The 12847-nt window shown below is 62.6% G+C and carries 9 protein-coding genes and 1 other RNA gene; 5 read left to right on the plus strand and 5 right to left on the minus strand.

Annotated features, from left to right (window positions below; genetic code table 11):
- Positions 1-92: 92 nt before the first annotated feature.
- From KW832_RS11545 to KW832_RS11555, 3 genes are all read left to right on the plus strand, one after another.
- Entirely contained in the window at positions 93-1475 is a 1383-nt protein-coding gene (locus KW832_RS11545; protein ID WP_218299997.1) for a cbb3-type cytochrome c oxidase subunit I, read from the plus strand.
- The gene (locus KW832_RS11550) at positions 1465-2283 is read left to right on the plus strand and encodes a CbbQ/NirQ/NorQ/GpvN family protein (RefSeq protein WP_218299998.1); all 819 of its coding nucleotides are present in this window, start codon (positions 1465-1467) and stop codon (positions 2281-2283) included. Before KW832_RS11545 ends, KW832_RS11550 begins: the two co-directional genes overlap by 11 nt.
- A 130-nt stretch (positions 2284-2413) precedes the next feature.
- A complete protein-coding gene (locus KW832_RS11555) occupies positions 2414-4405 on the plus strand; it encodes a nitric oxide reductase activation protein NorD (RefSeq protein ID WP_370633144.1) in 1992 nt (663 codons plus the stop codon).
- A gap of 309 nt (positions 4406-4714) precedes the next feature.
- On the opposite strand, the gene KW832_RS11560 is transcribed toward KW832_RS11555, so the two are convergent.
- The 5 genes from KW832_RS11560 to ompA form a co-directional block, all read right to left on the minus strand.
- Positions 4715-5974, minus strand: a complete 1260-nt coding sequence (locus KW832_RS11560; RefSeq protein ID WP_218300000.1) for a site-specific integrase — start codon at positions 5972-5974, stop codon at positions 4715-4717.
- A 218-nt stretch (positions 5975-6192) separates the two neighbouring features.
- Positions 6193-6579: a transfer-messenger RNA gene (gene ssrA, locus KW832_RS11565) on the minus strand.
- Positions 6580-6591: 12 nt separating this feature from the next.
- Positions 6592-7257 carry an HAD-IA family hydrolase gene (locus KW832_RS11570; protein WP_176886246.1) on the minus strand — a complete coding sequence of 222 codons (666 nt, stop codon included), beginning with the start codon at positions 7255-7257 and terminating at the stop codon, positions 6592-6594.
- Positions 7258-7267: 10 nt separating this feature from the next.
- Positions 7268-7978, minus strand: coding sequence for a bifunctional 2-polyprenyl-6-hydroxyphenol methylase/3-demethylubiquinol 3-O-methyltransferase UbiG (ubiG, locus tag KW832_RS11575; RefSeq protein WP_218300001.1), 711 nt, complete (start codon positions 7976-7978; stop codon positions 7268-7270).
- Positions 7979-8071: 93 nt separating this feature from the next.
- On the minus strand, positions 8072-8710 hold the full coding sequence (gene ompA, locus KW832_RS11580; RefSeq protein ID WP_121506111.1) for an outer membrane protein OmpA: 639 nt from the start codon (positions 8708-8710) through the stop codon (positions 8072-8074).
- Between the two features lie 224 nt (positions 8711-8934).
- Here ompA and gyrA point away from each other — a divergent pair, with 224 nt between their 5' ends.
- Positions 8935-11601, plus strand: coding sequence for a DNA gyrase subunit A (gyrA, locus tag KW832_RS11585; protein WP_121506110.1), 2667 nt, complete (start codon positions 8935-8937; stop codon positions 11599-11601).
- A gap of 106 nt (positions 11602-11707) precedes the next feature.
- Entirely contained in the window at positions 11708-12817 is a 1110-nt protein-coding gene (gene serC / locus KW832_RS11590; protein WP_121506109.1) for a 3-phosphoserine/phosphohydroxythreonine transaminase, read from the plus strand.
- Positions 12818-12847: the final 30 nt, after the last annotated feature.

Here is a 12847-nt window from a genome sequence, read left to right on the forward strand (position 1 = left end):
GCCTGTTGGACGCACCAAGCCGACGGCGCAAAGCCACAAACGCAGTGGCGGCGCCGCGGGCCCCGCGAGCCTAGAACCTGCCGGAGTACACCATGCGATACAAGTCCCAATCCGTTGCCTACTGGTATTTCGCTGTGGCGATGTGCCTTTTCGGCCTTCAGCTGGTGTTTGGCCTGTTGTCGGCCACCAAGTACCTGGGGCCAGATCCGCTGCTGTACATCCTCCCGTTCGACGTGACAAAGATGATCCACACGAACATCTTGATCGTGTGGGTGATCTGCGGCTTTATGGGCGCGACGTACTGGATGGTCCCTGACGAGTCGCGCACCGAGCTCCACAGCACGCGCATCGCCTACATCCAGCTCATCCTCTGGACCTTGATGGGCCTGGCGACCGTGGTGGGCTACCTGTTCCGCTGGGGCACGGGCAACAAGCTGCTCGAACAGCCACTGCCCTCCAAAATCGTGATCGTCATTGTCATGCTGATGTTCCTCTACAACGTGGGCATGACCATCCGCAAATCCGGGCGCTTCACCACCACCGAAGGTGTGCTGCTGGGCGGGCTGGGGCTGGCCGCCGTGCTGTACGTGCCGGCGCTGCTGTACTACGAAAACTACACCGTCTCCATCTTCTACCGCTGGTGGACCATCCACCTCTGGGTCGAGGGTGTTTGGGAGATGATCCAGGGCGGCTTCCTCGCCTACCTGCTCATCCGCCTCTCAGGCGCGGACCGCGAGGTGATGGAAAAGTGGCTGTATGTCATCGTCGGGCTTGTCTTCATCGCAGGCATCCTGGGCACGGCGCACCATTACTACTGGGTGGGCGTGCCAGCGTACTGGCTGCCCATCGGCGGGATCTTCAGTGCGCTAGAGCCGGTGGCGCTGGTGGGGATGGCGATGTATGCGTACTTTGCGATGCGGCGCACGGGCTTGGCCCATCCAAACAAGCTGGCGCTGCATTGGACGGTGGGCAGCGCCGTGTTCACGCTCTTTGGCGCCGGCTTGCTGGGCCTGGCGCACACGTTCCCCAGCGTCAACAAGTGGACGCACGGCACGCTGATCACAGCCATGCACGGGCACGCGGCCTTCTACGGCGCCTACGCCATGATCGTCATGGCCATGATCAGCTATGCGCTGCCGTCCTTCACCCGCCGCCCGGAAGAGGGCACGTCGATGGGCTTTCTGGCCTTCTGGCTGCAACTGGCGGGGATGTTTGGCATGACGCTGTCGTTCGCCACCGCGGGCATTGGCCAGGTTTACCTGGAGCGCATCATGGGCATGGGCTATCTGGACGCCCAGCTCAAGATCCAGGTGCACTTCGTGATGCTGATCATCACTGCGTCGATCTTCACCGTGGGCGTGGCACTGTTCATCATCGACTTCTTCCGATTCGCGCCACGGCTGGAGCCGCTTCGCCCCGAAGATCGGCCTGACGGCCGACCACTGGATGCACGACGTCCCGCACATGCCCTCTGACGGCGCCATCGGCGCGGCAGCGGCCCAGAGTGGTGCCGCGCCGTACTACCTGCAGACCGCCGACGAGGTCGAGGTCTTTGCCCAGTGTCACGCGCAGGGGCTGGCCGTGATGCTCAAAGGCCCCACGGGCTGCGGCAAGACCCGCTTTGTGGAGCACATGGCTTGGCGGCTGAATCGGCCGCTCGTCACCATTTCCTGCCACGACGACCTGAGTGCCAGCGACCTGATCGGGCGCTTTCTCATCCGCCATGACGGCACGGTGTGGCAGGACGGCCCGCTGACGCGGGCGGTGCGCGAGGGCGCGTTGTGCTATCTGGACGAGGTAGTGGAGGCTCGGCAGGACACGGTGGTGGTACTGCACCCCCTCACCGACCACCGGCGCATCCTGCCCATCGACAAGACGGGCGAGACCATCGAGGCAGCGCCAGGCTTTTGCTTGATTGTCTCATACAACCCTGGCTACCAGCGCATGCTCAAGGACCTCAAGCCCAGCACCCGCCAGCGTTTCGTGGCACTGGAGTTCGGCTTTCCCGAGCCCGAGGCCGAGGCACAGATCGTCGCGCGCGAAAGCGGCGTGCAGCTGGGCGACGCGCGGGCGTTGGTTCAGTTGGCGCAACGCCTGCGCGGCCTGCACGACCGGGGGTTGGCCGAGGTTCCCAGCACGCGGTTGCTGATTGCTGCGGCACAGTTGGCAGTCCATGGCATCGACCTGCGCAGGGCCTGCTGGCATGCGGTCGTGGCGCCGCTATCGGATGAACCATCGCTCGTCGCAGCCATGCGCGACCTGGTGGATGCCACGTTTGTCTAACGCCCGCTGAAGCGCTGAGCTGCTCGCCATGGCCGAGGCCGAAGACGTCATTGCCGATGCCGCCCGCCACGCGACGGTGTATGCGCAGGCCTTGTGGCGGCGCCACCGCCCGGCGCCGCCGGGCCCTCCGGTGGTGACACTCGCCGAAGTGGCTCCCCGCCTGGACCTGCTGATCGCCGCTGCATTTGGCGCCAGCCTTCCCCTGCGCGCCGCGCAGCCTCCAGCGCCGCCAACCTTGCTGATGCGCTGGGCTGGCCGACACAGCGCGCCGCCCCCGCGCACTGCGGTACCGGGGACTGATGGGAGCCACCTGTGGCTGCCCGCGGCGTTGCCAGCCGGGGGAGGCACAGTCCTGGCAACGGAACACTACCGCACCCTCGCGCTGGTTCAGGCACAGCGCGCACTGCGCAGCAGCGCGGCGATCGCGGCAACCCTGCGGGAGCCGCCGCTGCGCGCGCTGTTCCTGCTGCTGGAGGCCCACGCTGCCGATGCGGCGCTGGTGGCTCGGCTGCCCGGCATGGCCGCGCCCCTGATGCGGCTGCGCCAGGGTGCCCTGCGGAATCGCCCGGCCGTTCAAGCGCTACCAGGCGCCGTGCGCGGATTCGAGCGCCTGGTCCAAGCGCTGATGGCGGCTCCGCCGGGTGAGCCGGCACCCCTCGTTGCGGCCTTGGACGGGGCAGAGGCGCAGGGCGCGCGGCAAGGCATTTTGCTGGACCTGCCCGCCGACGCGACCGCCGTCGTTGTGCGAGCGCGCGAGCTGCTCAGCCGCCTGGTGGACCCTGCGGCGCCACCAGTGCGTCACTGGTTCTGCGCGGACCTGTGGACCGGCGAGTTCCGCTCCCCATCACCAGATGCGTCGGCGCTGCCGGGGAGGCAGCACGAAGTCGGCGATGCTGACGCCCCCGGCGCCCCACCGCGCGCGGCCCGAATGCCGCGCCGACCCGAGGCACGGCAGGCGCTGGACGAAGAAGACCGCGAAAGCCCGCCCGGCCCTTGGATGGTGCAGACCGCCCAGCCGCATGAGCAGGCCGAAGACCCGATGGGCATGCAGCGCCCCACCGATCGGGACACGACGACCGCGGCCGAAGATTTCGCCGACGCGCTTTCCGAGCTGCCCGAGGCGCGTCTGGTGACGGCGCCGGGACGCCCGAAGGAGGTGTTGCTATCCGACGACCCGCCCGATGCCGGTGCCCGCCGCGCCGCGGCAGCGCCTGGAGACTCAGCGGGCGCGGTGGCGCTGCAGTACCCAGAATGGGACTGGCGGGTGCGCTCCTACCGCGCCCCTGGCGCGACCGTCCGCCTGGGGGTGGCCCCTGACGGGCCCGCCCAGTGGCTAGCGCAGACCCTGGCCGAGCGCCATGGCATGCTGCAAGCGGTGCGCCGCCATTTCGAGTTGCTGCGCAGCCAACGCAGCGTGGTACGGCGCCAGGTCGATGGCGATGACATCGATCTGGACGCGTGGTGTGAAGCGCGTGCCGACTTCGTCGCCGGGCTGCCTTTATCCGAGCGGGTTTACCGCCGCCAGAGCCGACATCGCCGCGACCTGGCCGTGCTAGTGCTGATCGACGTGAGCGGCTCCACCGACGGCTGGGTGGCGCCAGGGCGTCGGGTCATCGACGTGGGCCGCGAGGCACTGCTTGTGGTGAGCATTGCGCTCGACGGCATGGGCGCGCCGTTCGGCGTGCAGGCTTTTTCCGGGGAGGGGCCGCAGGGCGTGGTGGTGCGAAGCGTCAAGCAGTTTGCGGAACCTTACGGCCCGTCGGTGGCCTTGCGCATCGCCGGCCTGGAGCCCGAGCACTACACCCGCGCGGGCGCCGCGCTGCGCCACGCCAGCAGCACCCTGATGGCCCAGGCCGCCGCGCACCGCCTGCTGCTGCTCATCTCGGACGGCAAACCCAACGACGTTGACGCCTACGAAGGCCGCTACGGTGTGGAGGACATGCGCCAGGCCGTAACCGAGGCCCGCCTGCAGGGCATCGCACCGTTTTGCCTGACGATTGACCGCCAGGCGGCAGGCTACCTGTCCTGCATTTTTGGAGCGCACAACTATGCGCTCCTTCCAAGGACAGAGAGGCTGCCGGAGGTATTGCTGGATTGGTTGCGGCGTCTGGTCACGCAGTAAAGAAAACCGACCAAAATCCGCACGCGAGGTCATGAGCGAGGCGCTCAAATTGGTGCGGACAGGAGGCTATTCGCATGCCGCTTGGTGCTTGTCCGCTGAACTCGAGGCTCCTTCACACTCAAGACCGCATTCGGCTGTGGAGCGGACTGCTGATTGCGTCAGCCTTGATGGCAGCTATCGCTGCAGAACGGCCATTTACACCGCCAAGCTCACACGCTTTGCCGACAGGGTCTCAACATTCAATTGAAGAGAAACTGCCATCGATTCATGGCAACCCACCGCAATGACCAAGTCCAGCGAAATGGCAGATCAGGTACTTGCATCGTCAAGAGTTTTGGAAGTCGTCTTGCCTGCTGCTTTGCCTTCCCTCAGTCTGTCCAGATAGTCTGCCCACCGCTGCATCATTTTCGTTCGATGGGCTAGGTACTGTGTCCTGTTGTAAGCGCGCCCATTGGCGTCCTTGACGGCGTGAGCCAGCTGCGCCTCAATCACCAACGGGTCCACATCCAATCGCTCCGCCAGCATTGTTCGCGCCGTGGCGCGAAAGCCATGCCATGTTTGGATCTCCGGCGTATAGCCCATGGTGATGAGCGCGGTTCGCACTGAGTTCTCTGAAATAGGTCGACTGTGGTTGCGCTCACCGGGAAACACCAAGGCACTGTGCCCCGTCAATGGATACAGCTCCCGCAACACTTTCACAGCCTGGGTTGAAAGAGGCACCAGATGTGGATCCCCGTTTTCCTTCCCGTCCTTGCCTCGCTTCATCCGGATAGCCGGAATCGTCCAGAGGGCAGCATCCAGGTCAACCTCGGCCCAAGCTGCACCGCGCAATTCGCCAGGACGCTGAAACAACAAGGGTGCCAACTGTAGTGCCGCCCGCACGATAGGCCCGCCCTTGTAAGCCTGGATAGCACGCAGTAGCTCACCCAGTTTGACCGGTTCGATAATGGCAGCGAAGTGCTTACCCCGGTACGGAGACAACGCGCCTTTGAGGTCTCCCGTGATATCCCGCCCCACCCTACCGGTGGCGACGCCATAGCGCCAGACCTGGCGAGCCAACATCAATCCACGATCGGCCGTCTCTACAGCCCCGCGCTCTTCCACCTTACGCAGGGTTGCCAGCAGTTCCACCGGCTCAATCTCAGCTAGGCGACGACCCCCTAACCAAGGAAAGAGATCACGTTCGAACTGGCGCAGCGAGCGCTCAGCATGAGAATCACTCCATAGAGGCTTCTGTTTGTCGTACCACTCCAGAGCGACAGCCTTGAAGGTATCCCCGGCACTGGCAGAAGCCTTCAGCCTTTCCACCTTTCTGGCATGCACAGGATTTATTCCTGTCGATTTCTGCAGCCTGGCGGTATCACGAGCCTTGCGAGCCGCCGTCAGGCTGATCGAGGGATAGCTGCCCAGAGCCATGCGCCCTTCCTTGCCCTCATGCCGATACTTCCAGAACCAGCGCCTCGATCCCCCGGGAGCGACTTCCAGGTACAAGCCTCCCGAATCCGATAAACGCTCCCGCTTCGATGTGGGGGAACAGACGGCGTTGCGGCACTGTGCGTCGGTCAACATGGGGGAACACCTCCAGAGGTTTCACTAGGATTTCCCCTCTGAAACGGGGGAACAAACGCCGCCAGTCTACCCTTTTCGGATTTTGTTCCCCCGTCTGTTCCCCCGCCTCAGCCTGGCTGCCAGGAGATCGCCTCGGACGTCTCCAGACCGTAACCCATTGATTTACCAAAGAAAAAGGGCGTTCACCGGATGTTGGTGAACGCCCTTGGACGTCGTAATGGTGGAGCTGGCGGGAATTGAACCCGCGTCCGCAAGCCTTCATCGGGCAGATCTACATGTTTAGCGATCTGATTTGAGTCTCGCCGCCTGTGTCGCGCAGTCGCACGCTACACAGGCCGCCAGCACCCTATTTTCTCGCTCCAACCCAAGGTACCCGGATCAGAGCCAGCCCATGTAATTATCCTTGCAGCCGGGAGGCACTGATTGCTCAGAACCCCCTTGCCCAGCCCATCGGCCAACTGTTGCAAGGCTCACTGGCAATTAAGCAGCGAGTGCGAAACGTTCGTCGTTTGCAGTTAGTTTTTTAAATCGAGATTTACGAGCGTGACTCAAGCTCGACATGCACCACACCGATTCCGAACCCACGTCGAAACCAGGACAGCCCCAGACCCTCTATTTTAGGTGCGTACAAGCAATTGCAAGAGCTCGACCGGAGATTTAATTGCAGCATGCGCGCCCCACTCCGCCGGATTGGTCTTGGCCCCCAGGTATCCGTAGGTTGCTGCGACAGTTCCCATGCCCGCAGCGAGGCCTGCAAGAATGTCGCGCTCATCGTCCCCCACATAGATGCACTGCCCCGGCTCCAGTTTCAAGCGCGACGCCGCTTCGAGCAAAGGGGCTGGATGGGGTTTTGCATGGGGAGTGGTATCTCCGCTGATCACCGCTCCTGCGGTCGCAAACAGTGGAATGGCGCGGGTCAGAGGGTCCGTAAAGCGGGTCGCCTTGTTGGTCACCACGCCCCATGCCAAATTGCGGCGGAGGATCTGGGATACCAGCTCCGGCACCCCCTCAAAAATGCTGGTGCGTTCTGTCATGCACGACTCATAGTTCACGAAGAACTCCTCGCGCATGGTCAGAAAGTCGGGATGGTCGGGCGCCATGCCAAATGCCTCGCCCAACATGCCACGGGCGCCAGCACCGGCCATCGGACGATAGCGCTCCAGCGGCAGGGAGGGCAAACCACGGTCCGTGCGCATCTTGTCGGCAGCAGCACCTAAATCAGGGGCACTGTCAATCAGTGTTCCATCCAGGTCAAACAGCACCGCGCGGATATTCTGAAACATTGGCTGGGCCTCAGGCTGCGCGCCGCGTGGCAAACAGGTAGTTCACACTGGTGTCGCTGCTCAACCAGTAACGTTGCGTAAGGGGGTTGTACTCCAGGCCTCGGGTGGTCTGCACGTCAAGGCCCGCACTGCGGCAGCTGGCGGCCAGTTCGCTGGGTCGAATCATCTTGGCGTATTCATGCGTTCCACGGGGCAGCATGTTCAATACATATTCAGCGCCCACAATGGCCAGCATGAAAGCCTTGGCACTTCGGTGTATGGTAGAAAAGAAGACCCATCCGCCCGGCTTCACGAGCTTAGAGCAGGCTCGCACAACCGATGCAGGATCAGGCACATGCTCAAGCATTTCCATGCAGGTCACCACGTCAAAGCTGGCGGGTTGCTCTTTGGCGAGCGCCTCCACACTGACTTCCCGGTACTGGATATTGGTGGTCTGGGCCTCCAGCGCGTGCAACTGGGCCACTCGCAGCGCCTTGGAAGCCAGGTCAATACCCAACACGTCCGCGCCTTTGCGGGCCATGGAATCGGCCAAAATACCGCCGCCACAGCCAACATCCAGTACACGCTTGCCTGACAGGCTGCACTGCGCATTGATCCAGTCGAGCCGCAAAGGATTAATCTGGTGCAAGGGGCGAAATTCACTTTCGGGATCCCACCAGCGATGGGCCAATTCCGAAAACTTGGCCAGTTCGGCCGGATCTGCATTGACGATTTCACTCATGCACTGATTCTCCACGACGAAAGGCAATGGACAAAAAACCCCAGACGCAAAAAAGCCCCGATAACGGGGCTTTTTTGGGAAGCAATCCGAGGATTACTTGGAAGCGCGGGTACCGACCACTTCGATTTCCACGCGACGGTTCTTCGCACGGCCTTCGGCAGTCTTGTTGTCAGCCACGGGTTGCTTTTCGCCCTTGCCTTCGGTGTAGACGCGGTTCTTTTCGATGCCCTTGGACACCAAGTAAGCCTTCACGGCTTCGGAACGACGCACCGACAGCTTCTGGTTGTAAGCATCGGAGCCCACGGAGTCGGTATGACCCACGGCAATGATCACTTCCAGGTTGATGCCCTTGACCTTGGAGACCAGGTCATCCAGCTTGGCCTTGCCTTCTGGCTTCAGCACCGACTTGTCGAAGTCGAAGAATGCGTCAGCAGCGTAGGTCACCTTGGTGGCCACAGCAGGAGCTGGAGCGGCAGGAGCTGGAGCGGCAGCAGCAGGAGCTGGGGCAGCAGCAGGAGCGGCAGCAGCAGGAGCTGGAGCGGCGATAGCGCCATCGCAGCCAGGAGCAGCCGTTGCAGGCGTCCAGTTGGCATTGCGCCAGCAGTATTCGTTGGTGCCGTTCTTCCAGACGATGCCAGAAGCGTTTCTCCAGTTGTCAACGGTTTGTGCGCCAGCGGCGGTTGCGAGCGCTGCAGAGGCAAACAACATCGCCACTTTGTTCAGTTTCTTCATGGTTCTCCTCTTGGGGAAAAAGCCGCAGCCGCGCTGCGAATCAGGACGCTTGGAGTGACCATCACCCAAAGCGTTCAAACGATTGTGCCATACGTAACAGGGCAAAAGCGGGGGCACCCGCCTGGGGCCCGTAGGACAAAACCGGAATTGCTTCGATATGTTGCGTGGTCGCTACACGGTCTTACCTCTAAAATGGTTCTCCTTCGCCGCCACCGCAGTCCCCAATGACCCAGTTTGCCAAAGAAACCCTGCCGATCAGCCTCGAAGAAGAGATGCGGCGCAGTTACCTTGATTACGCGATGAGCGTGATCGTGGGCCGGGCCCTGCCCGACGCGCGCGACGGCTTGAAGCCAGTGCACCGCCGCGTGCTTTTTGCGATGCACGAGCTCAACAACGATTGGAACCGGCCTTATAAAAAGTCGGCCCGTATCGTAGGCGACGTGATTGGTAAATACCACCCGCACGGTGATTCCGCTGTATACGACACCATCGTGCGGATGGCACAGGATTTTTCGCTGCGCCATATGCTGGTGGACGGCCAAGGAAATTTCGGATCGGTGGATGGCGATAACGCCGCAGCGATGCGGTATACCGAAATCCGCCTGGCCAAAATCGCGCATGAAATGCTGGGCGATATCGACAAGGAAACCGTCGATTTCGGCCCCAACTACGACGGCAGCGAAAAGGAACCGCTGGTATTGCCCAGCAAGCTTCCGAATCTGCTGGTCAATGGTTCGGCCGGTATTGCCGTGGGCATGGCCACCAATATCCCCCCCCACAACCTCAACGAAGTGGTCGATGGCTGCCTGCACATGCTGCGCAACCCCGATGCCACGGTTGATGAGCTGATGGAGATCATTCCCGCGCCAGACTTCCCCACGGCCGGCATCATCTATGGCATCAACGGCGTCAAAGACGGTTACCGCACGGGGCGCGGGCGTGTGATCATGCGCGCCAAGTGCCATTTTGAGGACATCGACCGGGGCCAGCGCCAGGCCATCATCGTCGATGAGCTGCCCTACCAGGTCAACAAAAAGACGCTGCAGGAGCGCATGGCCGAGCTGGTGCACGAGAAGAAGATCGAAGGCATCAGCCACATCCAGGACGAGTCTGACAAGTCGGGCATGCGCTTGGTGATTGAACTCAAGCGCGGCGAAGTGCCCGAGGTAGTGCTCAACAACCTGTACAAGCAGACGCAGCTGCAGGACACGTTCGGCATGAACATGGTGGCGTTGATCGACGGCCAGCCCCGCCTGTGCAACCTGCGCGACCTGATCAGCGTCTTTTTGCAGCACCGCCGTGAAGTGGTCACCCGCCGCACAGTGTTCGAGCTGCGCAAGGCGCGCGACCGTGGCCACGTGCTCGAAGGCCTGGCCGTGGCGCTGGCCAACATCGACGACTTCATCGCCATCATCCGCAACGCCCCCACCCCGCCGGTGGCCAAGGCCGAGCTGATGGCCCGCCCCTGGGACAGCAAGCTGGTGCGCGAGATGCTCACCCGCACGCGTGCCGACGGTGGCGTGATCAATGCTGACGACTATCGCCCCGACGGCCTCGAAAAAGAATTCGGCATGGGCCAGGACGGCCTGTACCGCCTGTCGGAAACGCAGGCCCAGGAAATCCTGCAGATGCGACTGCAGCGCCTGACTGGCCTGGAGCAGGACAAGATCGTCGCCGAGTACAAGGAGGTCATGGCGGTCATCGAAGACCTGCTGGACATCCTGGCCAAGCCCGAGCGCGTCTCCACCATCATTGGCGAAGAACTCACCTCCATCAAGACCGAGTTCGGCCAGCACAAGCTGGGAGCTCGCCGCAGCATCGTCGAGTACAGCGCGCAGGACCTCTCCACCGAGGACCTGATCACCCCCACCGACATGGTGGTCACACTCAGCCACACCGGCTACATCAAGAGCCAGCCCCTGTCCGAATACCGTGCCCAGAAGCGCGGCGGACGCGGCAAGCAGGCCACGGCGACCAAGGAAGACGACTGGATCGACCAGCTCTTCATCGCCAACACGCACGACTACATCCTGTGCTTCTCCAACCGAGGCCGCCTGTACTGGCTCAAGGTCTGGGAAGTGCCCGCCGGCTCGCGCGGATCGCGTGGCCGCCCCATCGTGAACATGTTCCCGCTGCAAGACGGCGAAAAAATCAACGTCGTGTTGCCACTGACCGGCGACATGCGCACTTTCCCGGCCGACCGCTATGTGTTCATGGGCACCAGCATGGGTACCGTGAAGAAAACGGCGCTGGATGAATTCAGCAACCCGCGCAAGGGCGGCATCATCGCCGTCAACCTGGATGATGGCGACTACCTGATCGGCGCCGCCCTCACCGATGGCAAACACGACGTGATGCTGTTCAGTGATGGCGGCAAGGCCGTGCGTTTCGACGAAAACGACGTGCGCCCACTGGGCCGTGCGGCACGTGGCGTACGCGGCATGATGCTGGAAGACGGCCAGAGCGTGATCGCCATGCTGGTCGCCGAGGACGAAACCCAGAGCGTGCTCACCGCCACCGAAAACGGCTATGGCAAGCGCACCAGCATCACCGAATACACCCGCCACGGCCGGGGCACCAAGGGCATGATCGCCATCCAGCAAAGCGAGCGCAATGGCAAGGTGGTGGCCGCCACGCTGGTGCATGCTGACGACGAGATCATGCTGATCACCGACAAGGGCGTGCTGGTGCGCACCCGCGTCTCCGAGATCCGCGAACTGGGCCGCGCCACGCAGGGTGTCACACTGATCGCATTGGACGAAGGCTCCAAGCTCAGCGGGCTGCAACGTATTGTTGAAAACGATGCCAATGTGGCTGAGGGCGAAATCGAAGGCAACGCCAACGACGGAAACCCGCCAGCCGCCGAAACCCCGGAACCACCAGACGCTTGAGTCAGACCAGCGGGTGCTGCCCCGACGGCGCAGCACCCATTGCGCTATTAAAACTGAAGCTGCTAGCGCTTATCTGATAAGCGCCAGCAGCCTTTTTGACCAAAAAATGAAACGCCCATATAACTTCTCGGCCGGCCCGGCCGCCATACCCACCGAAGTCCTGGAGCAGGCCGCCGCCGAGATGCTGGACTGGCATGGCAGCGGCATGGGCGTGATGGAAATGAGCCATCGGGGCAAAGAGTTCCTGTCGATCTACGAACAGGCGGAAGCCGATCTGCGCGAGCTTCTGGCCGTGCCAGCCAACTTCAAGATCCTGTTCATGCAAGGCGGTGGCCTGGCCGAGAACGCGATCGTCCCGCTCAATCTCTCGCGGGCCGGTGTGGTTGATTTTGTGGTGACTGGCAGCTGGAGCCAAAAGTCGCAGAAGGAAGCGCGCAAATACGCATCCGAAGTGAACATCGTGGCCTCCTCCGAAGACACCGGCTTCACCACCGTGCCCGACCCGGCCTCCTGGACGGTGAGCCGGGGCGCGAGCTATTTGCACATCTGCAGCAACGAAACCATCAATGGCACCGAGTTCCACGAGTTGCCCGACCTGAAGGCGCTGGGCAGCGATGCACCGCTGATCATTGACTTCTCTTCCCATGTCGCATCGCGGCCGGTGGACTGGTCACGTGTCGGACTTGCCTTTGGCGGTGCGCAGAAGAACCTCGGGCCTGCAGGCCTCACGCTGGTGATCGTGCGCGAGGACCTGCTGGGCCACGCCCTGCCCGCCTGCCCCAGCGCGTTTGACTACCGCGTGGTGGCAGAAAACCAATCCATGTTCAACACCCCCCCCACCTGGGGCATCTACGTTGCAGGCCTCACCTTCCAGTGGCTCAAGCGCCAGACCGAAGGGGCCTTGAGCGGTGTGGCAGCCATGGAACAGCGCAACATGGCCAAGGCGGATCTTCTCTACAAAGCCATCGACAGTTCGCAGTTGTATGTGAACAAGGTAGCTGCCAACTGCCGCTCGCGCATGAACATCCCGTTCTTCCTGCGCGACGAAAGCCGCAACGAAGCCTTCCTGGTCGGCGCCAAGGAGCGCGGCCTGCTGCAGCTCAAGGGCCACAAGTCCGTGGGCGGCATGCGCGCCAGCATCTACAACGCCATGCCCCTGGCGGGCGTGCAGGCGCTGGTGGACTACATGCGAGAATTTGAACAAAAACACGCCTGAGCGGACTACGGCCCACCCACGTTTTCGCGA

Source organism: Acidovorax sp. sif0632, from assembly GCF_019218805.1.
GTDB lineage: Bacteria > Pseudomonadota > Gammaproteobacteria > Burkholderiales > Burkholderiaceae_C > Acidovorax > Acidovorax facilis.